Origin of the sequence: Thiocapsa sp. UBA6158 (assembly GCF_002423035.1) — a bacterium.
Lineage (GTDB): Bacteria > Pseudomonadota > Gammaproteobacteria > Chromatiales > Chromatiaceae > Thiocapsa.
Genome location: NZ_DIUM01000109.1, coordinates 14,090 through 36,365 on the forward strand (window position 1 = coordinate 14,090; position 22,276 = coordinate 36,365).

Annotated in this window: 21 protein-coding genes; 5 read left to right on the forward strand and 16 right to left on the reverse strand. The window is 64.4% G+C overall.

The genetic code is table 11. From position 1 onward, the window contains the following. Window positions 1-85: 85 nt before the first annotated feature. Window positions 86-409 carry a Grx4 family monothiol glutaredoxin gene (gene grxD, locus B4N44_RS14965; protein WP_093034310.1) on the forward strand — a complete coding sequence of 108 codons (324 nt, stop codon included), beginning with the start codon at window positions 86-88 and terminating at the stop codon, window positions 407-409. Between the two features lie 59 nt (window positions 410-468). On the opposite strand, the gene rnt is transcribed toward grxD, so the two are convergent. After that, a complete protein-coding gene (gene rnt / locus B4N44_RS14970) occupies window positions 469-1,104 on the reverse strand; it encodes a ribonuclease T (protein ID WP_414718156.1) in 636 nt (211 codons plus the stop codon). A gap of 173 nt (window positions 1,105-1,277) precedes the next feature. Between rnt and B4N44_RS14975 the strand changes: the two genes are divergently transcribed. Both B4N44_RS14975 and B4N44_RS14980 read left to right on the forward strand, forming a co-directional pair. Continuing rightward, the gene (locus B4N44_RS14975) at window positions 1,278-2,174 is read left to right on the forward strand and encodes a TraB/GumN family protein (RefSeq protein ID WP_296702366.1); all 897 of its coding nucleotides are present in this window, start codon (window positions 1,278-1,280) and stop codon (window positions 2,172-2,174) included. A 78-nt stretch (window positions 2,175-2,252) separates the two neighbouring features. After that, the gene (locus B4N44_RS14980; protein WP_296702369.1) at window positions 2,253-3,032 is read left to right on the forward strand and encodes an MlaA family lipoprotein; all 780 of its coding nucleotides are present in this window, start codon (window positions 2,253-2,255) and stop codon (window positions 3,030-3,032) included. Between the two features lie 236 nt (window positions 3,033-3,268). On the opposite strand, the gene pyrC is transcribed toward B4N44_RS14980, so the two are convergent. The 5 genes from pyrC to B4N44_RS15005 form a co-directional block, all read right to left on the reverse strand. Further along, window positions 3,269-4,312 (reverse strand): dihydroorotase, encoded by a 1,044-nt coding sequence (gene pyrC, locus B4N44_RS14985; RefSeq protein ID WP_414718157.1) that lies wholly within the window; start codon window positions 4,310-4,312, stop codon window positions 3,269-3,271. Between the two features lies 1 nt (window position 4,313). Then, window positions 4,314-4,508 carry a zinc-finger domain-containing protein gene (locus B4N44_RS14990; RefSeq protein WP_296702371.1) on the reverse strand — a complete coding sequence of 65 codons (195 nt, stop codon included), beginning with the start codon at window positions 4,506-4,508 and terminating at the stop codon, window positions 4,314-4,316. Window positions 4,509-4,671: 163 nt separating this feature from the next. Continuing rightward, complete coding sequence (locus B4N44_RS14995) at window positions 4,672-5,595, reverse strand: branched-chain amino acid transaminase (RefSeq protein ID WP_296702374.1); 924 nt, start codon at window positions 5,593-5,595, stop codon at window positions 4,672-4,674. A 64-nt stretch (window positions 5,596-5,659) separates the two neighbouring features. After that, the gene (glnE, locus tag B4N44_RS15000) at window positions 5,660-8,524 is read right to left on the reverse strand and encodes a bifunctional [glutamate--ammonia ligase]-adenylyl-L-tyrosine phosphorylase/[glutamate--ammonia-ligase] adenylyltransferase (RefSeq protein WP_296702376.1); all 2,865 of its coding nucleotides are present in this window, start codon (window positions 8,522-8,524) and stop codon (window positions 5,660-5,662) included. A gap of 10 nt (window positions 8,525-8,534) precedes the next feature. Further along, window positions 8,535-9,446: a D-hexose-6-phosphate mutarotase gene (locus tag B4N44_RS15005; protein ID WP_296702378.1), complete on the reverse strand. Its 912-nt coding sequence runs from the start codon at window positions 9,444-9,446 to the stop codon at window positions 8,535-8,537. Window positions 9,447-9,748: 302 nt separating this feature from the next. Here B4N44_RS15005 and B4N44_RS15010 point away from each other — a divergent pair, with 302 nt between their 5' ends. Continuing rightward, complete coding sequence (locus tag B4N44_RS15010) at window positions 9,749-11,095, forward strand: MFS transporter (RefSeq protein WP_296702380.1); 1,347 nt, start codon at window positions 9,749-9,751, stop codon at window positions 11,093-11,095. A 135-nt stretch (window positions 11,096-11,230) separates the two neighbouring features. Further along, on the forward strand, window positions 11,231-11,452 hold the full coding sequence (locus B4N44_RS19990) for an HMA2 domain-containing protein (protein WP_414718158.1): 222 nt from the start codon (window positions 11,231-11,233) through the stop codon (window positions 11,450-11,452). A 675-nt stretch (window positions 11,453-12,127) separates the two neighbouring features. On the opposite strand, the gene B4N44_RS15015 is transcribed toward B4N44_RS19990, so the two are convergent. From B4N44_RS15015 to groEL, 10 genes are all read right to left on the reverse strand, one after another. After that, window positions 12,128-13,237: a peptidylprolyl isomerase gene (locus B4N44_RS15015; RefSeq protein ID WP_296702445.1), complete on the reverse strand. Its 1,110-nt coding sequence runs from the start codon at window positions 13,235-13,237 to the stop codon at window positions 12,128-12,130. Between the two features lie 89 nt (window positions 13,238-13,326). Next, window positions 13,327-13,536 (reverse strand): DUF2256 domain-containing protein, encoded by a 210-nt coding sequence (locus B4N44_RS15020; RefSeq protein ID WP_296702382.1) that lies wholly within the window; start codon window positions 13,534-13,536, stop codon window positions 13,327-13,329. Next, window positions 13,533-15,104 (reverse strand): FAD-binding domain-containing protein, encoded by a 1,572-nt coding sequence (locus B4N44_RS15025; protein ID WP_296702384.1) that lies wholly within the window; start codon window positions 15,102-15,104, stop codon window positions 13,533-13,535. The genes B4N44_RS15020 and B4N44_RS15025 overlap by 4 nt, the downstream gene beginning before the upstream one ends. 4 nt (window positions 15,105-15,108) lie before the next feature. Next, window positions 15,109-16,371, reverse strand: coding sequence for an FAD-binding domain-containing protein (locus tag B4N44_RS15030; RefSeq protein WP_296702385.1), 1,263 nt, complete (start codon window positions 16,369-16,371; stop codon window positions 15,109-15,111). Between the two features lie 84 nt (window positions 16,372-16,455). Continuing rightward, window positions 16,456-17,013 carry an Hsp20/alpha crystallin family protein gene (locus B4N44_RS15035; protein WP_296702388.1) on the reverse strand — a complete coding sequence of 186 codons (558 nt, stop codon included), beginning with the start codon at window positions 17,011-17,013 and terminating at the stop codon, window positions 16,456-16,458. A 134-nt stretch (window positions 17,014-17,147) separates the two neighbouring features. Beyond that, window positions 17,148-17,543 (reverse strand): Hsp20/alpha crystallin family protein, encoded by a 396-nt coding sequence (locus B4N44_RS15040; RefSeq protein WP_296702390.1) that lies wholly within the window; start codon window positions 17,541-17,543, stop codon window positions 17,148-17,150. A gap of 56 nt (window positions 17,544-17,599) precedes the next feature. Next, window positions 17,600-18,043 carry an Hsp20/alpha crystallin family protein gene (locus tag B4N44_RS15045; protein ID WP_296702391.1) on the reverse strand — a complete coding sequence of 148 codons (444 nt, stop codon included), beginning with the start codon at window positions 18,041-18,043 and terminating at the stop codon, window positions 17,600-17,602. 233 nt (window positions 18,044-18,276) lie between these two features. Then, window positions 18,277-19,653: a sigma-54-dependent transcriptional regulator gene (locus B4N44_RS15050; RefSeq protein ID WP_296702394.1), complete on the reverse strand. Its 1,377-nt coding sequence runs from the start codon at window positions 19,651-19,653 to the stop codon at window positions 18,277-18,279. Beyond that, a complete protein-coding gene (locus B4N44_RS15055) occupies window positions 19,638-20,243 on the reverse strand; it encodes an ATP-binding protein (protein ID WP_296702398.1) in 606 nt (201 codons plus the stop codon). Before B4N44_RS15055 ends, B4N44_RS15050 begins: the two co-directional genes overlap by 16 nt. A gap of 894 nt (window positions 20,244-21,137) precedes the next feature. Beyond that, the coding region (gene groEL, locus B4N44_RS15060) for a chaperonin GroEL (RefSeq protein WP_296702401.1) at window positions 21,138-22,276 on the reverse strand (1,139 nt) is incomplete at its 5' end.

Below are 22,276 nucleotides of genomic sequence, written 5' to 3' on the forward strand. Positions count from 1 at the left end.
CCCTCCCCTTTCGGGGTAGCTTGAAAAGCTATTCAGCGTCCCGAACCTTGTCGGATCGGTCGTCAACAAGCATACGAGGTCAGCGATGGATGTTTTGGAGCGAATCGGCGAGCAGGTGAAGACGAACCCGGTCGTCATCTACATGAAAGGCACACCCCAGTTTCCCCAATGCGGCTTCTCGATGCGGGCGTCGGCCGCGCTGCAGGAGTGCGGCGTTCCCTTTGCCTACGTGAACGTCCTGCAGGATCCCGAGATCTTCGAGAATCTGCCGCGTTATGCCGACTGGCCGACCTTCCCCCAGATCTACATCGACGGCGAGCTGGTCGGCGGCTGCGACATTACGTTGGAGCTTCACGCGGGCGGCCAGCTCAAGACCATGATGGAAGAGGCGGCTGCAAAGCACGCCTGAGCGCTCGGTGCAGGGGTTGGTGGGCGAGTCTTGATCCCTCCGATCGCTTTCACACCGGTTTACATCGGTTCCCTCTCTTCCCAAACCCTCACCGGATCGAGCTCGCGCCAGCGATTCACGACGGTGCAAAACAGACGCGCGGTCTGCTCGGCGTCGTAAATCGCCGAGTGGGCCTCGCTGCTCTGCCAGCCGAGCCCGGCCTCCTTTGCCGCACGCGCCAAAACGGTCTGACCGAACATCAGGCCGGACAAGGTCACGGTGTCGAAGACACTGAAGGCGTGAAACGGGTTACGCTTGAATCCGGTCCGCTCGACCGCTGCTTTGACGAATCCGAGGTCGAAGTGGGCATTGTGCCCGACCAGGATCGCCCGATTGCAACCGGTCGATTTGACCGCCTTACGGATCGGCGTGAGGATGCGGGTCAAGGCATCCCATTCGGAAATCGCGTCTCGAAAGGGATGGTCGGGATCGATCCGGTTGAAGGCCAATGCGCTCGGGTCGATCTCCGAGCCGACAAAGGGCAGCACGTGACAGGCAATCGGAGCAGCCGGCTCGACTCGCCCGTCGGGAAGCATTCGGATGATAATGGCGGCGATTTCCAGCAGGGCATGCCGCTGAGCGTCGAAACCGGCTGTTTCGACATCGACCACCACCGGCAAAAAGCCCCGAAAGCGCGCGGCGATTCCTTCTCTCATTTTGGGTTCTTGGTTCATGGCGACAGCATAAGTGGCGCACGGATGAATGCCAAACACAGTGATCGTGGCGGCGCCTCGCCGTGGCCGTCTTTCTGTGCCGTTCCGGGTTGCACTCGGCTCCCCGCGACGCCCGAGGCGGACCCTGTCGCCCACCTCGCCCGACGGTGCTCGCCATGATCGCGCGACTCCTGCTCGCCGCGTTGCTCGCGACCGGAACCTGCGCCCGGGCCGATTCATCGACGATCGCCGACGCACCCGCAGGGTCCGCCGCAACGCGGGGCATACTCTTCGAGATCCGCCCCCCGACAGGTGCCCCTCCGAGCTTTCTCTTCGGCACGATCCACAGCGAGGATACTCGAGTCGTGGAGCTGCCCGTGCCGGTGAGCAATGCCTTCGATGCGAGCCCGAACGTTGCCCTCGAGGTGGTTCCGGATGCCTCCGCCATCATCCGTGCGATGATCACCATGGCCTACACCGACGGTCGCCTGTTGCGCGACGTTATCCCCGCAGACCTCTACCTGGAGACCACCGACGCCCTCGTCGGCATCGGGATGCCCGAGGAGGCGTTCAAGGACCTCAAGCCCTGGGCCGTCGTGACCCTGCTCAGCAGCCCGCCTTCCGAGACAGGCGAATTCCTGGACATGCTGCTCTTTCATCGGGCGGTGGCGGACGGCAAGCGTGTCGAGGGTCTGGAAACCATGACCGAGCAGCTCGCCGTCTTCGACGCACTCTCCGAGACCGATCAGATCACGCTGCTGCGCGAGACCCTGGCGACGCTCGAGCAACTGCCGCTCATTTTCGAGGCACTGATCGCCGCCTACTTGGAGCGCGACATCGATAAGCTGCAGCACCTGAGCGAACAGCACCTCGAGGACACCGACCCCCGTCTCGCCGCACTCTTCCAGAAAGTCGTCATCGATTCACGCAACCACCGCATGGTCGAGCGCATGGCACCCCTACTGGCCGAAGGTGGCTGGTTCATTGCGATCGGGGCCTTGCATCTTCCCGGCGATCAAGGCGTCCTCGCCCTGCTGCGCAAACGCGACTACGGTGTAACGGCTATCTTCTAGGGCATGCCCCGGCACGGGCCGAGCGAGGCACGGGCTGTGATAGCATTTGCACAACGTGTCGCGAGAGATCAGCAACGCATGAAGGACCGTGATTTGAGCGCCTATCGACAACTGACTTGGCTGGGGATCTTGGTCATCCTGCTGCTCGGCGCGGGCTGCACCTCCTCGCCGAGCCGGATCTCTGAGCCCCGCGACCCGCTGGAGCCTTTCAATCGGGCCGTCTTCCGGTTCAATACGGATTTCGACAAGGCGTTTTTCCAGCCGGTCGCAAAAGGCTATCAGGCCATCACGCCGGACCCGGTCGAACGCGGCGTGACCAACTTTTTCGGCAATCTCGCCGACGTCACCTCGTTGGTCAACAACGTGCTGCAGTTCAAGATGTCGCGTGCCGGCAGCGATGTCGGGCGGCTCTTCATTAACTCGACGGTCGGCGTGCTGGGCTTCGTCGATGTCGCGACCAACGTGGGCTTGCCGAACTACAAGGAAGACTTCGGTCAGACACTCGGCTACTGGGGACTCGACTCGGGCGCCTTCATCATGTTGCCGCTCCTGGGACCGAGCAGCGTGCGCGACGCCTTCGGCGATGTCGGCGACGTCTTCACGGATCCCTTGTTCAACCTCGATCCCCTCTTGGACATCGACAGAGACCACACCTACTGGGGTCTGATTGCGCTCCGCGCGATCGATCGGCGTGCCAACTATTTGGCGACGAGCCAGATCCTCGAGGACGCGGCTATCGACCCTTATATCCTGCTGCGCGATGCCTATCTGCAGCGACGTCACTATCGGGTGCACGACGGCAATCCGCCGACGATCGAAGGTGACGAGGACTTCTGGGACGAAGTGGACTTCGACTAAACCGCGCCCAGCGCGATATGTGATGTCTGTGGATGGGATCGGCCCCGGCAGACTCGACGATTGTTTGAGCTGGCGCGGCTTAGGAGATTTAATTTTCGGTCATCTCCGGGAACAAACATCCCGACTGCGCGTACCCGGAAATCACAAGGATGTCGTTCCTTTTCCGGAATCACATTGGATTCGATATGCCCCGGCGGGTCGGGCTGAGGGGCGAGGCAAGTCGCCTGCAGCGGCTTTCAAGCCACGACACGCCAGGCGACGGCTTTATCGGCACACAGTGGAACCACTCGGCTGGGTCCGAAGGGATAGGACGCGGGAACGGTCCAAGGCTCGCGGCGCAAACGAATGGTGTCGGTATTTCGGGGCAGGCCGTAGAAATCGGCGCCATGGTGACTCGCGAATCCCTCCAGATGCTTCAAGGCGCCGGCCTGCTCGAACACCTCGGCATAGAGTTCGATCGCCGCGTGCGCGCTGAAGGATCCGGCACAGCCGCAGGCGCTCTCCTTGCCCTCAAGCGCATGCGGGGCGCTGTCGGTGCCGAGAAAGAACCGCGGATGAGCGCCGGTCGCGGCCGAGACCAACGCAAGCCGATGATGCTCGCGCTTGAGGATCGGCAGGCAATACAGATGCGGGCGAATCCCGCCGACGAGCATGGCATTGCGGTTGTAGAGCAGGTGATGGGGTGTGATGGTCGCGGCTAGGGTCGGCGGTCCGTCGCGCACGAAATCGACCGCCTCGGCGGTCGTGACATGCTCGAAGACGACCTTGAGTCCCGGAAATGCGCGCACGATCGGCTCCAAACGCTCTTCGATGAAGCGCTGCTCGCGGTCGAAGATGTCGACCTGATCGTCCGTCACCTCGCCGTGCACCAGGAGCGGTAGACCGATGCGCTGCATCGCCTCGAAGACCGGATAGCGTCCGAGCAGGTCCGTCACCCCGTTCTCCGAGTTGGTGGTCGCACCGGCCGGATAGAGCTTACAGGCAAAGACGTGACCGCTCGCTTTGGCCGCGCCGATCTCGGCCGGGTCCGTCGCGTCCGTGAGATAAAGCGTCATCAAGGGCTGAAAATCGCTGCCGGGCGGCAGTGCATCCAGGATGCGTGCCCGGTAGGCCAGCGCCCGGGCGGTATCCACGACCGGCGGCTTGAGATTGGGCATCACGATCGCCCGCCCGAAACAACGCGCAGTATGGGCGAGTGCATCACCCAGGACATCGCCATCGCGCAGATGCAGATGCCAGTCATCCGGCCGGCTAATGAACAGTTCCGTGATCTCGGTCATCTCAAACAAGCCGATAGCGCGTCCCGCAATAGGGACAGGTCGCCTCGTGGCTCGGCTCGTCTTCGATCGGCAGATAGACCCGAGGGTGCATATTCCAGACAGGCGCGCCCGGCAGGGGGCAGGACAGCGGCAGATCCTTGCGGCTGACCTCGATCAGCTCGTGTTCGGCCCGTGTCTCGGCAGCGGCGTTGGACATCGGCAAAGTCTCCATCGAATGAGATGATCGGGCAGGCGCCGTACAGGTTGCATGAGGCCCCTGATTCGCGTTCTTTCACTTTAAATCGCGTCAGCTCCGGCGGTGAGTCATTGCTCCGGCATCAACCCAACCGATACCGGGCCTAACCATCACCGGACGCAATTTAAACCGGCGTGAGCCATTCCGGATAGGCCGGAAGACGCCCGTGCACCAGATCGAAATAGAGGCCCTGGAGCTGCTCGGTAATGGGACCCCGCCCGCCGTTGCCGATGGCCCGACCGTCGACCTCGCGGATCGGGGTCACCTCGGCGGCGGTACCGGTGAAGAAGGCCTCGTCCGCGATATAGACCTCGTCGCGGGTGATGCGCTTCTCGACCACCTCGATCCCGAGCTCGCGCGCCAGCGTCATGACGGTACGCCGGGTGATGCCGTCGAGTGCGGAGGTCAGATCAGGCGTGTAGAGCACGCCCTGGCGCACGATGAAGACATTCTCGCCGCTGCCTTCCATGACAAACCCGGAGGTGTCGAGCAGCAAGGCCTCGTCATAGCCGTCGCGCAGCGCCTCTTGGAGCGCCATCATGGAATTCATGTAGTTGCCGTTTGCCTTGGCGCGACACATGGTGACGTTTACATGATGACGCGTGAAGGAGGAGACCCGTACCCGAATGCCTCGCTTCATGTTCTCCTCGCCGAGATAGGAGCCCCACTCCCAGGCGGCGACGATGCAATGCACCTCCAGGTTGTCGGCACGCAGACCCATGCCTTCAGGGCCGTAGAAGAACATCGGTCGGATATAGGCCGAATCGAGATTGTTCTCGCGCACGGCGATCCGCTGGGCCTCGTCGATGGTCTCGCGATCGAACGGCGGCTTCATTCCGAGGATATGTGCTGAGTCGAAGAGCCGATCGGTATGGTCGCGTAGACGGAAGATCGCAGGCCCCTGCTCGGTCCGGTAGGCGCGCACGCCCTCGAAGACGCCCATGCCGTAATGGAAGGTGTGAGTCAGGACATGCGTCTTGGCCTCCCGCCAAGGCACCATCTCGCCGTTGTGCCAGATCAGGCCATCACGGTCCGCCATCGTTGCCATGTGCTTACTCACTCCGGTTGCATCGGGACAGGATCCCGTTTCGATTCGTTCGCAGAGACCGCCGTCAGGACGACGGCTCATCCATCAAGATGTGCCACAGGGACTGGACGCGCTCGCGCTCGGGCAGCAGATCCGCATCCGCGACCGTCTTGGGCTGCTCCTGCAGGGCGCTGCGGTGATAGGCCGCGCGCAGCGTCTTGTAGGCGGCAGTCAGGTCTTCGGCCGCTCGCCCGGGCAGCAGATCGAGCCGTCCGAGTGTTTCGAGCAGGCGGATATTGTCCGTCCAGTCGGCCAGCGCCGGATGCTCCGACGCCCAACGTAAGACCGCGTATTGAACCATAAACTCGATATCCGCAATACCGCCCGGGCCTTGCTTGAGATCGAACCGAGCGCCGCCGCTCTTGTCGAGATTTGCCCGCATCTTCGCCCGCATCTCACGCACGTCCTTGCGCAGCTGCTCGGGGTCGCGCTCGCGGCAAATGATCTCGCGCCGAAGCGTGTCGAAACGCGTCGCCAACTGCAGATCACCGGCCACGGGGCGCGCGCGGATCAGGGCCTGATGCTCCCAAGTCCAGGCATCGTTCGACTGGTAGGCCGTGAAGGCGTTGAGCGAGCGAACCAACAGGCCGCGATTCCCGTCCGGGCGCAGACGCATGTCGATGTCGTAGAGCACGCCCGAGGGGGTTTGGGTGGTCATCATGTGGATCATGCGTTGACCCAGTCGCATAAAGAACTGCTCGTTGCTGATCTCCTTCGCCCCATCGGTCATGGCCGTTTGCGACTCGGTGCCATGGATGAAGACCAGATCCAGGTCCGACCCGTAGCCCAGCTCGATCCCGCCGAGCTTGCCGTAGCCCAGCACGAGAAAGCCGGTCTCCTCCCCGATGATCTCGGTCGGGTGGCCGTGGCGTTGTACCAGATGATCGAAGGCCAACCGCAGGACGCGACGAATCGACACCTCGGCGATCTCGGTCAAATAGTCGCTCACCACCATGAGCGGGATGACCTCGGTCAGGTCGGCGGCCGCCACGCGGAGCATGTTGCCTTGCGAGAATTGGCGCAGACGCTCCATCTGTTGCTCCAGGTCATCGGCATCGACATGCAGCAGGAGGGAATCGAGCTCGGCCTCCAGATCGGCCCGCCGCAACGGCGCATAGAGTCGGCGCAGGTCGATCATCTCGTCCAGGAGCAAGGGATGACGCGCGATCCGATCGGTGAACCAGGGGCTCATGCTCGCCAGACGCGCGAGCTGCGCCAGGATGACCGGGTGCTCGCTCAGCATCGCCAGATAGGACGTCCTGCGTGCGACGGCCTCAAACACCTTGAGGACCCGCTCCAGTGCGATGTCGGGCTGCTCGCTCGCAGCGGTCTCGCGCAAGACCATCGGCATCAGCCGCTCCATCCGATCGTGACCGCGCCGACTTAACCCCTTACGCGCAATCGCATCGCGAAACCGGATCAACCGAGACTGGATCGCCTCGGGCTCGGCAAAGCCCGCCTCGGTCAAGGCCGAGACCTCATGGGCCGCATCGCCCTCGCCGTGCCAGAGCGCGACCGAATCCAGCTCATGCGGCATCTCTTCCGTCTCGGGTGCGGCGAACACCTCGTCGAACTGGCCCTGAACATGGCGACGATGCGCCTCCAGGATGGCCTCGAAGGACGGCCAGTCGGCAAACCCCATCGAACGTGCCAGACGCGCCCGCCCCGGTTCGTCGGCGGGCAGCAGATGGGTTTGTTTGTCGCGATACGCCTGGATGCGGTTCTCCACCAAACGGAGAAAACAGTAGGCGTCGTCCAACCCTTGCGCGGCGGTCTCGGGCATCAACTGGCGCTGCGCCAGGAGTGCGAGCACCTCGCGGATGGGGCGGATCTGCAGATCCGCGTCGTGCCCGCCGCGAATGAGCTGGAACGCCTGACCGATGAACTCGATCTCGCGGATGCCGCCCGGCCCCAGCTTGATGTTGGCGTCCATACCGCGGCGATACAGCTCCTTGGCGATCATCCGCTTCAGATCGCGCAGAGACTCGATGGCACCGAAATCCAGATAGCGCCGATAAACGAATGGACGCAGCATCGCCATCAGATCGCGCGCGTCGTCCGGATCGCCGGCCACGACGCGCGCCTTGATCATGGCGTAGCGCTCCCACTCGCGCGCCTGCGTCTGGTAGTAGTCCTCCAGTGCGTTGAAGCTCATCGCCAGCGGCCCGGACTCGCCGAAGGGGCGCAGGCGCGTATCGACGCGAAAAACGAATCCGTCGACCGTCTGGTTGCCCAGCGCCTGGGCCAAGCGTTGCCCCAGCTTGATGAAGAACTGCTCGTTGGTCAGTGTGCGTGGACCGCCTTGGGTCTCGCCGTTGGCCGCAAAGGCAAAGATGAGATCGATGTCCGAGCTCAGATTCAGCTCGCGTGCGCCGAGCTTGCCCATGCCCAGCACGGCCATGCGCAGGGCGCGTCCGGTCGCGTCGCGCGGCGTGCCGAGCTCCGCACAGGTCCAGGCGTGCAGCCGATCCAGCGCACCGCGGATGCAAAGGTCCGCCAGCTCGGTAAGATGCTCGAGCGTCTCCGAAAGTTCGGCCCAACCGGCGATGTCGCGCCAAATGATGCGGATCATCTCGCTCCGGCGGAAGCGACGCAGGGCCTGCTGCAGCCCCGGCTCGTCCGCCGTCTCGGCCAATGCGGCATCGAGATTGATCGCCAACGCGACGGCATCGTGCGGCTGCTCGAGCACCCCGCTCGTGATCAGATCGGCGAGGACCTCGGGATGACGGGCGACCGAGAGGGCGACATAGTCGCTCGCCTCCCAGACCCGCGCTCGCGCCTCGGCGAAGGCCGGGGTGTTCGGCAGGTCGAGGCCCTGCTCTGCGGCCCAGTCGAGCCAGGTCTGCCAATGGGCCTCGGTTGCCGGGTCGAGATTCCGGAAGCTGTCCATAGAGACGCGATCAGAGCGGCTCGACGGCATAGCGCGCCGCCAGACGATAGGTCTCGCCGGGCGGGATCTCGATTACCTCCGAGGCGGTGTTGACCGTCTCCACGCAGACGAAGCGCCGGTAATCCTGATCGTCGAGGTCGTCCATCGCCTTCGCGGTCTCGACCCAAGGGTTCCAGACCACGGCGGTGCGGCTGTGCTCGGATTCGATGCGGATGCGTCGATCCAAGGTCGGGTCGACGATGGTCAGCACGGGCGGCACATCCTCGTAGATGCGATTGACCTCGCGCTCGATCGCGACCTGTCCCACTTGACGGATCACGGCATCGCCGCCGCCGACGGCCTTGTCGATGTAGCTGCGCCCGTCGAGACCCTTGATCCGGATCCGGCTTGCATCGCCGACCTTGAAATAGGCATGCAGTCCTTGGGTGATACTGAAGGGTCGGTCGCCGGCATTCAGCGTGCTCAAGGCGACCGAGAGGGTCGCGCCCACGTGGATGTCGACCAAGAGATTGAAATAGTTCGGCCAGATGGCGCGGGTTTCCGCGTCGTCCGCAATCCCCAGTTCCACCCGCGTGGAACCGTCGGCGAGCGACTCGGTCGCGAGTACCGTCCAGGGCCAGGCGCGCACGAACCCGTGGGCCGGCCGCCCCGTTGCCTCCGGATCGGCACCGAACCAGGGCCAGCAGATCGGGATGCCGCCCTTGATCGCCTTGCCCTCGGCGAAATAGGCCCGCTCGCTCACGAAGAGCAGATCATCCGCCGCATCGGTCGGCCGGTAAGCCAACACCTGTCCGGCATAGGGCGAGATCAGCGCCGTCGCCTGCGCGTTGGCGATCTCGATCATGGCCAGGTCGCCGCGGCCTTCGGTGAAACGCAGGATGCCGTCGATGCCGTGCTCGGCGTTCAATGCCTCGATGTCCATGGATGATCCTCCGGGTCGGTGGGGAATTCGTGTCGAAAAGGCCCCTGTGGTCAAGGAATCCGCTGAGCGCCGGGCCCAGCCTGGCCGCGGGCCACTCGGCATCCCGCGATCTCGGCGGACGGCCGAGCCCGATCGCGACGAGTGGCCGGGAGCGTAGCTCCCGAGCCGCTGCTCCGCAAGGCGGCTGCGCCGTGCGACCGATCGGTTTCCGAGAGTTCTCATGGAGACGCGACGCTTGCCGCTCCCGAGACGCCCGAGCCAAGATGCGCCGAGATAGGATCCCAACCGAGCCGATGGAGCCCATGGACCCGATGTCAGTGACCCGGACCACACCCACCCGCCACCCCGAATGGCTGGAAAGCCTCTATGAGCGCCTCGCCGAGGACGACGAGGGGCGTACCTGCAAAGAGATCAGCGCCGAGGCCTGTCGCGAGACACCGGGCAACTTCCTCCACACCCTGATCGCCAACACGCTCAGCAACATCGCGGACCGTCTGGTCAGCGCCAAGACCACACTGCCCTGGCTGCTCCTGCAGCTCGGCGCACCGGCCTGGATGCTCAGCCTGCTGGTGCCGATCCGCGAATCCGGCTCGATGCTGCCGCAGATCCTGATCGGCGAGATCGTCCGGCGCCAAGCCATCCGCAAATGGGTCTGGGTCTGGGGCGGGGGCGTCCAGGGCCTCTGTCTGGCCGCGATCGGCTGGGTCGCCTTCGCGCTCGAAGGGGCGACGGCCGGCGCTGCGGTCATCGGACTCCTGATCCTCTTCAGCCTGGCGCGCGGCGCCTGCTCCGTCGCCTACAAGGACGTGCAGGGCAAGACCATCCCCAAGACCCGCCGAGGCCGTCTGTCCGGCTGGATCAGCGCCATCGCCGGACTCGGCGCCATGGGTGTCGGCCTGGGGCTCGGCGCCGTACAGGATGGCGCGGAGTCGACCGATCTGTATGTCACACTCCTGGCGGGTGCGGCCATCCTCTGGTTTTTGGCCACCTGGTCCTTCAGCCGCATCGTCGAGTTTCCCGGCGCCACCGAGGGCGGCTCCAATGCACTGGCCGAGGCCGTCGCCCGGCTCGCGATCCTGCGCGACGATGCACCTTTCAGGAAATTCGTGATCGCCCGTGCGCTGGCGATGGGCTCCGGACTTGCGGCACCCTTTTATGTGGCGTTGGCCCGCGACGATCTGGGCGGGGCCATCTCGCTGCTCGGCATCTTCATCGCCGTGGAAGGACTCGCCGGTCTGGTCAGCTCGCCGGTCTGGGGACGTTGGTCGGATCACTCGAGCCGACAGGTCTTCGCCGCGGCTTGCGGGTTGGCTGCTGTCCTCTCGATCGCGGTCGCACTCTGGTCCTGGCTCGCGATGTCGAGCGCGGCGGCGCTCTGGTTCTACCCGATCGCCTTCTTCGGGCTCGGCATCGCCCATGCGGGCGTCCGACTCGGGCGCAAGACCTATCTGGTCGACATGGCCGACGGCAACAAGCGCACCGACTATGTCGCGGTCAGCAACAGCGTCATCGGTGCACTGCTGCTCGTGTCCGGGTTGCTCGGCGCCTTGGCGGCGACCGTCTCGGTGGAAGGAACCATTCTCCTGCTCGGTTTTGCCGGGCTGGCCGGAGCGGTGCTCAGCCTGAGCTGGAAGGAGGTTTCCGGGTGATGCGCTCGGATCGACCGCGAACATCGCGGCCAGTCGACGGGGAATCTGCCGACCGATAATCTTGTTATCAAGAATCGTTATTAATAAGATAACGCCTGTGTATCTCCGAACGACGTCGATCCGGCAGGAATCGAAATGAAGGTATGTCATCAGACGAACGGGCGCTTGCGGTTGCGCATTTCGGCCCTGCATCGGGATCGCGGGGTCGCGGACCGCCTCGAATCGGCGCTCCGTGGACAGGCCGGTATCTTGGCGGTCCGGGCGAATCCGGCCTGTGCGAGCCTGATGGTCCGTTACGAGGTCGGGCCGGCATTACGGCGGACAAGATTCAAACCGATTTGGCCTGTGCGAGCCTGATGGTCCGTTACGAGGTCGGGGCACTGGACGCCGCGGCAATCCAAGACCGTGTTCATACACTCTTGAATCCGGCCGCCTCGCTTGCGGTGCCGCCCGTGCGCCCGGTCGAGCGGGCATTCCTGAGCTGGCGGGATCGGGCAGGACGGGGCATGGCGGATTGGAAGAGGCTGGTCCGGAGTCTCGTGCGGTCGCCCGATCGCGCGCCACCGCTGCGACCATCATCCGTGCGGCCGGAGCCCCGCAAGACCGGGGCTCCGATGCTCATATGTCGGTTGAATCTGCGCCTGACCCGCTGGATGCTGCGTACATCCGCGCATGGATGGTGGGAGGAGTTGCTTCCGGAGCGACGCTCGATCGTGAGGGCACGGCCGTCGCGATGAAGCAGACACTGTATGCGCGTGGATCGACGACCGACTCACCGGCCAATCGAAACGGGCTCGGACGCCGACGGAGACGATGTTCGGATCGTTGAAGACGATCGCCATCGGTGTGCGGCTCTCGTAATGGCGATAGACCTCATGACAGGCGTTGTAGCGGTCAATTCGGCACGAATCTCCTTCACTGCATTCAAATCGGCATGACCGGCCCCACTAACAACGACATCAACCGAGACTCGATCGGACATGGCATGCTCCGAGATCGGCGGCGGACGAGAAGCGCTTTTCGATAAGGGGTTTACGGTTTCCGGGCGGGAAACTCGATCACGGATGTCGCTCTGAGCTCCTCGACCTTGGCCATGAGGGCTTGTTGCACCTGCTGCGTCTTCAACTGTTTCTCGATGCGCCCCTTCACCTCTTCGAAGGGCACGACTGCGGCCGGGTTCTTATCCGTTGCCTCGATGATGTGATATCCGAACTGGGTTTCAACCACTTCGCTCACGTCGCCTGATTCCAGACCAAACGCGGCGTTTTCAAAGGGCGCGACCATCTGGCCCCGTCCGAACTCGCCGAGATCACCCCCTTGCTGCGCGCTTGGGCAGGTCGACTCGCTCTTGGCCAGCTCGGCGAAATCGGCACCGGATTTTACCTTTTCGAGGATCTCGTCGGCCTTCTGCTTGGCGTTTTCCTTCTCCTCGGTGCCGGCACCCGCATCGACTCCGATCAAGATGTGGCTCGCGCGCATCGATTCCGGCTTGCTGAACGCCTCGGGATGCTCGTCGTAGAGGGTTTTCAGTTGTGCATCGGTGATCTCGATTTTAGACACGACCTCGTTCTGGACGAATGCGTTGATCATGAGCCCGCGTTTGAGCTGTTCACGCAGCCCATCCGGGGTGATGCCCTTTTTTGCGAGCGCGTCGTTCCATTCCTCTTCGCTCGGCGAACGGGACTTGATGAGAGTGAACTGCTCGTCGACCTGCCGATCGAGATCGGGGATGTTCTGATCTTTCGCAAGTTGATACAGGAGTTCGGAGCGGATCAAGTTCTCCGTTGTGGTCTCCTCGACGATCTTGCGTTGATCGGAAGTGATGGAGTCCGCGGGGCCCATCCTGGCCAACAAGGGGAGAGTATTGCGATCCAGCTCTGCACGAGGGATCGCGACGCCGTTGATCTTGACGACGACATCCGTGGGATCGCCGGAGGCGGCCGGGGTTTCGCCCGCCGGCAACGCCACCGGAGCTGAGCCCCGGGCATCGGGTTCGGAAGCAATGACGATGCGCGTCCCGGCGAGTGTCAGAGCGATGGCGGTGGCGGTGGCCAGTGCGGAGAACAGGTGCATGCTTGGAATCTCTGTGGTGAGGATCGAAGATAACGGAACAGGGGGCTGGTTATAAGAACACACCACCACCCTGCACAATGACAAAACCCGCTCGGATCGTGATCGGAATCCGGCCCCGGCGCACGCGCTCCGATGCGATGCGGGAGTTTAGACCGAACCTAGCCCGGCGTACGCCGGACGTTGGTCCGCTCCGACGGGCGTTCTTGGATCCCCGTCGCCTCGGCGTTGGACTCGCGACGACGACTGCGGCACGCATCTGAGCAATAGCGGACCGACCCCCAACAGGCTGCCCAGCGTTTGCGCCAGGTGAAGGGGCGAGCGCAGGTCGCACAGATCTTGGTCGGGAGATTCGGCTTCTTGTGGCTCATGAGGTCGACTCGGGCCTCGGGGACCGTTTTCGTTTGCCGCCTGTCTCCGCCGTGCTCGTGCGCGTCCGGCTCGCGTCGCCGCTGCGCCGACGGCTGCCGTGCGTCTCGAAGATGGTCCGGCTTTCGACGCGTGATTCGGCGGTGCGACGAATCGCACTCATGCGGCGTCGGGCCTCGCGGGCGGCCGCTTCGTGGTCGAGGATCGGGGTCGGGTAATCGCGACCGATCAGGCATCCGCAGGCGTCTTGCTCGGCACGGGATATCTTCCATGGGGTGTGGATTCGTGCGTCCGTGACAGTGGCTAGCTCGGGCACCCAGCGACGGATGAAGTGGCCATCCGGATCCTGGTCTTGCGACTGCTTGACCGGATTGTAGATGCGCAGCGTGTTGATGCCGGTGGTGCCGGATTGCATCTGGACCTGGGACCAATGGATGCCGGGCTCGTAGTCGGTGAAGACGCGCGCCAGGTGCAGGCCCGGCTCACGCCAATGCAGCCAGAGATGGTAGGCGCTGAAGGACACCAGCATGGCGCGCATCCGAAAGTTGATCCAACCGGTGTGGATCAGGGCGCGCATGCAGGCGTCGACGAAGGGGAAGCCGGTTTGGCCCTGGCGCCAGGCATCGAGGCGTTCCCGGTCCGGTATCGGATCGCGCAGACCGTCGCAGGCACGGTGCATGTTCTCGAACTCGATACGGGGCTCGCTTTCGAGCTTCTGCATGAAATGGCAGTGCCAGTGAAGCCGGCCCTCGAAGGCCGAGAGTGCCTTGGGCCAGGTGCTGCGTTGCCCGCTGCTTTGGGCCAGCGCCGCCACCTGCTCCCGGCGATGGCGCGTCGCCTGGACCAGCTCGCGGATCGAGAGCGTTCCCCAGGCGAGATGGGTGCTCAGGCGCGAGCAGGAATCGTATGCGGTCAGAGGGCTCGACATCTCGCGGTGATAGGCTTCGCCGCGCTCGCGCAGGAAGCCTTCGAGTGTTGCGACGCCGGCTCGCCGACCGCCGGGCTGGCGTTTCGGGCAGGTGTCGTCCGCAATCCCCAGCGTCCGACCATCGGGGATGTCGCCGAGCTCGCCGATCTCGGACAATAACCCCAAGGGTCGAAGGACGGGCGGCGGCTCCAATGGGGCGCGCATCCGTTGCTCCCAGATCCTCGACCAGCGGTTGCGTGTTTCGAGCCGGCGGACTACCCCGTTCTGGGGCAGCTGATGCCACGGGATGCCGCGGCTGCGCAGCAGATCGCCGACGGCGATGTCCCGTGCATAGGTCCAGCCGTTGCCGGTCTCCTCGTGCGACCAGACGGACTCGATCGGCAGACGATCCAGCAGCGCGCTCAGGACCGGGACGGCCTCGCCGACGCGGATCACCAAGGGTTGGCCGAGGCCGGCTAGATCCGTCTGCAGCTCGCCCAGACACTCGACGATGAAGGCCCAGTGGCGACCGGAGGCATCCGGTTGGGACCAGTATCCGGGCTCGGCGATATAGAGCGGCAAGGCAGGGCCGCGCCGTGCGGCCTGCGCGAGTGCAGCATGATCGTAGACCCGGAGGTCTCGCTTGAACCAGACAAGTTGCATGGTTTTATCCGGGTTGCGACGGCTCGATGCGCGTAAGACCATCGAGTCGGCCTTGGCGGCGTGCGTACTCGTTGAAGGGGAAGAAGCCGCGGGTCGCTCCGGGCCACAGGCTGCTGTCCCAGATCCGGCGGACCCGGACGAGCGCGATGCCGTGCCGGGCGAGTCGCGCGTCGAGTTGCTCGAGGCGCTCGCGCCAGCGGCCGAGCGGTGTTTCGAGCGTGACGACTTGGCGCACCGCAAGGCTGAGAGCCCATGCCTCGGCCGAGACCAGCCAGTCGCCCTCGTCCAGGACGTCTGACGGGACCGCGAAATGGGCCTCGGCTCGAGCCAGTGCATCGGCGATCGCGGCACGCGAGAAGTCGACGACCGCAGGGGCTAGGTCGAGACCCGCCCCGACCGGCTCGTCCCAGCCCCCGGCTACGCCTCGAAACCGGAGCTTCGACAGGCGTGATGCTTCCGGGGCGAGATCCTCCGGCGTCAGAAGCAGGCCACTCGGAAGGTCCGTGTCCACCTCGATCGAAGCGCTTAGCGGACCGGGGGTGAGATCGAGCGGCGGCTCGGTCAGGGGCAATGCCTGCTCGTCGAGCTCGCCTTTGGGGTCGAAGCGCCCTTCGGTGTAGCGGGCGATGTTCTCCGCACGGGCCAGGTAGTGCTTGCCCCGCGTGTGCAACCCCGCGACCCAGCGCCAGGAGAGTGTGTTCGAGGCTGGATCACCGTCCAAAAGGTGCCGCAGAAAGAAGGCCGCTCCGAGGGTCCAGGGCAGACGCAGGGTGAAGATCCAGATGCTCGCGAACCACATGCGGGCATGGTTGTGCAGGTAGCCGGTCTCGGTCAGCTCCCTGGCCCAGGCATCGAAGCAGGCAATTCCGCTCCGCCCCGCGATTACCTCGGCATAGCGGGCCGAGGCCGTCCCCGCGAGCCCGTCGCGGTCGCGCCGAAGCTGGTCGAGATAGGCTTCCCAAACACGGGGGCGAAGCTCAAGCCAGCCTTTCCAGTAAGTGCGCCACAGCACCTCGGAAACGAATTTATCCACGGCATCCCGTGGATGGGCGTCCAGAACCGCGGCAATCGCCTCGCGCTCCAGGATCAGACGATGCCGCAGATAGGGCGAGAGCCGCGAGACGCGATCGTGAGGCGGGACGACCCGATTGCGCTCGCGCGCACAGGCCGCCGCGTGCGGGACGAAGGACGCCAAACGCGCAAGGCCGACCGCCCGAGTCGGCGTCTCGGCCTGCCGGGCCTTGCCGGGCCAACCGGTTCGTCGCATCGGTCTCTCCGTCTAGGTCGGAGAGGACCAGGTGGGTGACGCCGGGCGCTTTTCAAGCCGCACCCGATTCACCCGGAACCGGTGTCAGTGCACGGTCACCTTAATCGGCTGTCGGCGTCTTGCCTTGTCCTTCGGCATCTCGACACGCAGTACACCCTTCTTGTAGCTCGCCTTGGCCTTGTCGCTTTCGACCTCGTCGGGCAAGGGGATGGCGCGCTCGAAGTGTCCGTAGGCACATTCGGTAACATGGTAGCGGCCTTTGGACTCTTCACGCTCGACCCGCTTCTCGCCGCGGACAACCAGGTAGCCGTCCGTCACCTGAAGCTCGAAGTCGTCCTTGGCCATGCCCGGGGCTTCGAGACGCACGACGATCTTGTCCTCGTCATCCGAGACCTCTGCGGCCAACACGCCCCAACCGCCGCTCGGCAGCGTTGTGCCCCAAGCCGAAGGGCGCCAATCCGGAGCGCGAAGACCGCCCCAAAGGTCGAGACTCCGCTCGCCGTGCTCGCGTGTCGGTTTCGCACCCTTGTGGGTGAAGCGCGTCACGGCCCCGGCGGCTTGATCGTAGAGTCGCTCCCAGCCGTCGCGAACATGGTCCCATGCCCGTGTGATGTCGTGTCTGATCTGTTGAAGTGTCGACATAGATCCCTCCGCAAATCCGGACCCCGGCGCTCGCGAATCCTTTCACATCTCCATCGAATGGATCGAACATCTGCCTCGGGCACCGAGATCGTCGGGCGCGCGGCAACCCGCCCCGCGCCCCTCGGTTGGTTTCCTCAACCCACGTTGACCTGGATCTTACGGGGCTGAAGCTCGGCGCGTTTCGGCACCTTCAGGGTCAGAACGCCGTCCTGCATCTGCGCATCGATACGGTCAGCCTGAAGCTCTCGGCTCAGCGTGAAACTGCGCCGGAACCGGGTGGTGCGCAGGTCGGCATAGAGTGCCTCCATCTCGCCCGGCATCTCGATCGCCGCCTCGCCCTCGATCAGGAGGGTGTCCTTGTCGACCTGGACCGAGAGACGTTCGCGCGACACGCCCGGCAGATCGGCCACCAGGGTGATCCCGGCGGCGTCTTCGTAGATGTCCACCGGCGGCAGCAACGCCGCCTCGTCGGCACGCGCAGCCTGCATCTCGCTCGGCTCTCGTGCCTGCATACCTGTGTTCTCGCTCATGATGAAAGTCCTCGCTGGTGTCGATTCATTGACGCTGTGACTCGAACCGGTGCGTCCTATTTGACCTCGATGCGGCGCGGCTTGACCTCTTCGCGCCGCTCGATCGTCACCTGCAGCACGCCGTCGCGATAGGTGGCCTGAACCTTGTCCGGATCGACGTCTTCGGGCAGGGTGATCACGCGCCGAAAGGCACCGTCGAACCGCTCGTTGCGGTAGAGCTGAACATCGCTCGGCAGCGTCGCCTTGCGCTCGCCGGAGACTGTCAGCAGGTTCTGCTGGAGCGAGATGTCGAGACCCTTCGGATCGACGCCCGCAGCAAACACATAGACATCCACCCGACTTGGCGATGCCCCGATGTTGATCGCCGGGAAGGTTCCGGCCGCAACGGAGCGGATCCCCGACATCCCCGAGCGCGAGCCGAACGCGGCGTCCATCTCATCGCGTATCCGCTCGAGTTGGCTGAACAGGTCCGTATCGAAGCCTCTGAGATACCCCCACATGACAAGCCTCCTCTCGATGTTTCGGGGTTGAAGACGCGGCACACGGCGGAATCGCCGCAGCCGACTCATACACTCAATGAATCCAAAGCATTCGGCGCGCCAGACAATAGGGAATTGTTTTCATAAGATTTCGGACGGTTCGAGAGCCATCCAAGCGGCCAGTCTGACCGGCTCAGGGCACTCAAGACCGGTCAAAATGGCCGGTATCGAACGGCGGGGACATCGAGGGCCGATCACCCTCCGTTGAGCTTGCGGCGCAGTGTACGCTCACCGATGCCGAGGGCCTTGGCGGCACGCGCTCGGTTGTGTCCGCTCTCCATGAGCGCGGCTTGGATCAAGAGCCATTCGGCATCCGCCAGTCGGGTGCCCTTGGGGACGAACACCCCGTCGCCGGTTTGACGGGGTTCGACCGCGTAGCCTGGAAGCACGGGTTGGAGCAGCCTCGGGCCGATCTCGCGCATGCCCGGCGGGAGTCGCACGGCCAGGCGCGCCATCAGGTTGCGAAGCTCGCGGACGTTCCCCGGCCAGCGGTAGCGCTCGAGCAAGGTCAGAGCCTCCGGATTCAGCTTGGGTGCGGCGCCCGCCCAACCCATGTCGCGCAGACCGTTGGCGAGGAAACGCTCGGCCAGCAGACCGATGTCCTTCGGGTGTTCGCACAGGTTCGGCAGGCGCAGCGGCAGGACGTTGATCCGATAGAGCAGATCTTGACGGAACAGTCCGGACTCGCCCCACTCCTCGAGCGGGCGATGGGTCGCCGCGACCACGCGGACGTCGACGGCGATGTCGCGCTCTGCGCCAAGACGTTGGACGGCGCCCGTCTCGAGGACCCGCAGCAGGCTGACCTGAGATGCGGGGGTCATCTCCCCGATCTCGTCGAGGAAGAGCGTCCCCTCGTGGGCCTGCTCGAACCGACCGCGGTGCAGACGCGTCGCGCCGGTAAACGCGCCCTTCTCGTGACCGAACAGCTCGGCCTCCAGCATGGTCTCCGGGATGGCCCCGCAGTTGACCGCAACAAAGGAGCCTTGGGCGCGTGAGCCCAATCCGTGGAGCGCCCGCGCCACCAGTTCCTTGCCCGTGCCGGTGCGGCCCTCGATCAGCACCGGCTCGGCGCTCAAGGCGAAGCGCGGCAGTTCCAGCAGGGCGTCGACCATCACCGGATCGCGAAACCACAGATAAGGGGCGAGCCGTTCTGCCAGGTCGTCGCGCGCACGTTTGCCGGCCAAGTCGGCCGTGAGGCGCCTCGCCAACTCAAGCGGATCCGCCGGCTTCTCGAAGTAGTGCCGGACACCCTGCTTGAGCGCATCGACGGCGTGCGGCACGCTGCCGTGATCCGTGATGACGTAGAAGGCCGCATCCGGTCCGCGCGCAAGATACTCGGGCAGAAGGTCGAGTCCGACCCCGTCCTTCAGCCGCAGATCCACCAGCAGGGCATCCGGTGTGGTCTCGGCGAGGACCTGCCGCGCCTCGCGAAGACTCCCGACTCCGGTCACGCAGGCACCCAGTCCGGTCAGGGCGTGCTGCAGACTACGCAGGATGCCGGGGTCATCGTCCACGAGAAGCAGTGAGAGACCGCTCAGGTCCGGGAGTCGATCGTTCAAGGCTTCCACCATCCGGGGATCTCCGGTTGCTCCAACGGAAGGATCAAGGTGACCCGCACCCCACCTCCGGCCCGATTCTCGATGCGAACCCGGCCCTGGTGCGTCTCGACGATACGCCGCACGATCGAGAGCCCAAGCCCGTTCCCGCCGACCTTGGTCGTGAAGACAGGCACGAAGACACCTGCCAGGTCATGCGGCTCGATCTCGATCTCCAGACCCTGGCGTCTGACCACCGGCTCGGCCAACCGAGCCGCATCCCGGATCAAGGTATCGAGATCCGAGGGCCTGTATTGCTCGTCGCGGTGTCGCGTCAGGTCGAGAAAGCCCGAGAGCTTTTGGTTCAGGGCGACGATGTCCGGATCGAACTCGACCGCGATCTCCGCGGCCTGATCCGGCGACACCGGCAGGGCCTTGGCATTGGCCCGCAGCGCCATGAGCGGATCGCACAGGTCGTGGACCAACTCGGCGGCGATCTCGGTCAGAGAGGCGCGCCGATAGATCTCTTGGACATACCCTTCAGCGCGACGGCTCACGCGCACCGCAACGCGCGCAATCGCGAACGCGATCAGTAAGCGGCCGACGGATGACTCGGTCGCGATCACTCGGGTCGTCGCTGCCGGATTCTCTCTGGTCCCGACGCGTCGGTGATCAGCGAGCGTCTTCGTTAAGACCGGCCAAGAGCGACATCGGCGAACGTCGGACAACAGTAACATCCCGACTGTGGCAGTTGCCACAGCCCAACGCCATGCGTGCCCCCGTTGACACTCGATGAGCTTCTCCTCTGGATGGATGGGTCGAGCGATGGAACTGCCTGGACTTGATGGTTCGCTGACCCTTATCACGACCCTACGCGCGTCCGGATGCTGCCTCGGTGCGGTAGCGCACGAATTCCCCGGGGCAAGTCTCAGAATCCCGACAAGGGCGATCTGAGCTCCGGATCGAGCCCGCAACCGGTCGAGCATTCAGGGCGGAGGTTAGTGCGATCCTTTGCCGGCCGAATTTGGCACCCTTAAGCGCTCGCTTTGGCACCTTGGCGCCGAGAACTTGGGACCCGAGATGAATGGGTGTCGCCCCCCTGCCCCGGACGCGCGCCGGGTTGATGAGATCGCCGGGCAGCCTGGTATGGCGAAACCCGTTTTTGGCGCCCGTTTCCGATCCAGATCCGGCCCCGCGCTTCAGGTCTCGGTGTCGACGCCCTCGGCGGTCCGACGTCGCCGCCATTCCGGTTGCAGGGGATACCCCGAGCAGCGTCACGCCGATGCGCCTGAAGATGTCCGGATGATCCGCGAGCTCGCGGCTGTAGCCGTCTTGGGGTTGCGGTGCAGGCATCTGACGAGGTGACCCTCATCGGTACCGGTCGCAGACCGTTGGCCCCTTGGTTCTTCCGGGCTGATCGCGTTGATTGCGCGCCGCGGTTTAGTTCCAACAAAAAAGCCCCGCCCCGGTCGATAACCGGGGCGGGGCTTTTATCTGCGAATGGACGCAGACGGACAGGCTTACATCATGCCCATGCCGCCCATGTCGCCCATTCCACCCATGCCGCCGCCGCCCGGCATCGGGGCGTCGTCCTTCGGCTCTTCGGCAATCATGGCCTCGGTGGTGATCATGAGGCCGGCGACCGACGCAGCGTTTTGAAGCGCCGAGCGGGTGACCTTGGTGGGATCCAGGATGCCCATGTCGACCATGTCGCCGTACTCGCCGTTGGCGGCGTTGTAACCGAAGTTACCCGAGCCCTCGAGGACCTTATGCAGGATGACGGACGGCTCGCAGCCGGCGTTGGCAACGATCTGACGCAGCGGCTCTTCCATGGCGCGACGCGCGATGGTAATACCGACGTCCTGATCGTGGTTGGCACCGACCAGGCCCTTGACCGCGGTCTGGGCACGGACCAGCGCAACACCGCCGCCGGGGACGATGCCTTCCTCGACCGCAGCACGGGTGGCGTGCAGTGCATCTTCGACACGCGCCTTCTTCTCCTTCATCTCCATCTCGGTGGCGGCACCAACCTTGATGACGGCAACACCGCCGGCCAGCTTGGCCAGACGCTCTTGGAGCTTTTCCTTGTCGTAGTCGGAGCTGGTCTCTTCGACCTGCGCGCGGATCTGCTCGCAGCGCGCCTTGATGTCGATCTCGGAGCCGGCACCGTCGATCAGGGTGGTCTCGTCCTTGGCGACCTGCACGCGCTTGGCGGTACCCAGATCGTTGAGGGTCGCCTTCTCGAGCGACAGACCGACCTCTTCGGAGATCACGGTCGCGCCGGTCAGGATGGCGATGTCCTGCAGCATGGCCTTGCGACGATCACCGAAGCCTGGGGCCTTGACCGCACAGACCTTCACGATGCCGCGCAGGGTGTTGACCACCAGTGTGGCCAGCGCCTCGCCTTCGACGTCTTCGGCGACGATCAGCAGCGGACGACCGGCCTTGGCGACAGCTTCGAGCACCGGCAGAAGCTCGCGGATGTTGGAGATCTTCTTGTCGTGCAGGAGGATGAATGGGTCTTCCAGCTCGGCACTCTGGCTCTGCTGGTTGTTGATGAAGTAGGGCGAGAGGTAGCCGCGATCGAACTGCATACCTTCCACGACGTCCAGTTCGTTGTGCAGCGAGGTGCCGTCTTCGACGGTGATGACGCCTTCCT

What these genes read in the sequence shown, in the direction of transcription:
- grxD (WP_093034310.1), top strand. Translation starts at nt 86, where the DNA reads ATGGATGTTTTGGAGCGAATCGGCGAGCAGGTGAAGACGAACCCGGTC.
- rnt (WP_414718156.1), bottom strand. Translation starts at nt 1,104, where the DNA reads ATGAGAGAAGGAATCGCCGCGCGCTTTCGGGGCTTTTTGCCGGTGGTG.
- B4N44_RS14975 (WP_296702366.1), top strand. Translation starts at nt 1,278, where the DNA reads ATGATCGCGCGACTCCTGCTCGCCGCGTTGCTCGCGACCGGAACCTGC.
- B4N44_RS14980 (WP_296702369.1), top strand. Translation starts at nt 2,253, where the DNA reads ATGAAGGACCGTGATTTGAGCGCCTATCGACAACTGACTTGGCTGGGG.
- pyrC (WP_414718157.1), bottom strand. Translation starts at nt 4,312, where the DNA reads ATGACCGAGATCACGGAACTGTTCATTAGCCGGCCGGATGACTGGCAT.
- B4N44_RS14990 (WP_296702371.1), bottom strand. Translation starts at nt 4,508, where the DNA reads ATGTCCAACGCCGCTGCCGAGACACGGGCCGAACACGAGCTGATCGAG.
- B4N44_RS14995 (WP_296702374.1), bottom strand. Translation starts at nt 5,595, where the DNA reads ATGGCAACGATGGCGGACCGTGATGGCCTGATCTGGCACAACGGCGAG.
- glnE (WP_296702376.1), bottom strand. Translation starts at nt 8,524, where the DNA reads ATGGACAGCTTCCGGAATCTCGACCCGGCAACCGAGGCCCATTGGCAG.
- B4N44_RS15005 (WP_296702378.1), bottom strand. Translation starts at nt 9,446, where the DNA reads ATGGACATCGAGGCATTGAACGCCGAGCACGGCATCGACGGCATCCTG.
- B4N44_RS15010 (WP_296702380.1), top strand. Translation starts at nt 9,749, where the DNA reads ATGGACCCGATGTCAGTGACCCGGACCACACCCACCCGCCACCCCGAA.
- B4N44_RS19990 (WP_414718158.1), top strand. Translation starts at nt 11,231, where the DNA reads ATGAAGGTATGTCATCAGACGAACGGGCGCTTGCGGTTGCGCATTTCG.
- B4N44_RS15020 (WP_296702382.1), bottom strand. Translation starts at nt 13,536, where the DNA reads ATGAGCCACAAGAAGCCGAATCTCCCGACCAAGATCTGTGCGACCTGC.
- B4N44_RS15025 (WP_296702384.1), bottom strand. Translation starts at nt 15,104, where the DNA reads ATGCAACTTGTCTGGTTCAAGCGAGACCTCCGGGTCTACGATCATGCT.
- B4N44_RS15030 (WP_296702385.1), bottom strand. Translation starts at nt 16,371, where the DNA reads ATGCGACGAACCGGTTGGCCCGGCAAGGCCCGGCAGGCCGAGACGCCG.
- B4N44_RS15035 (WP_296702388.1), bottom strand. Translation starts at nt 17,013, where the DNA reads ATGTCGACACTTCAACAGATCAGACACGACATCACACGGGCATGGGAC.
- B4N44_RS15040 (WP_296702390.1), bottom strand. Translation starts at nt 17,543, where the DNA reads ATGAGCGAGAACACAGGTATGCAGGCACGAGAGCCGAGCGAGATGCAG.
- B4N44_RS15045 (WP_296702391.1), bottom strand. Translation starts at nt 18,043, where the DNA reads ATGTGGGGGTATCTCAGAGGCTTCGATACGGACCTGTTCAGCCAACTC.
- B4N44_RS15050 (WP_296702394.1), bottom strand. Translation starts at nt 19,653, where the DNA reads ATGGTGGAAGCCTTGAACGATCGACTCCCGGACCTGAGCGGTCTCTCA.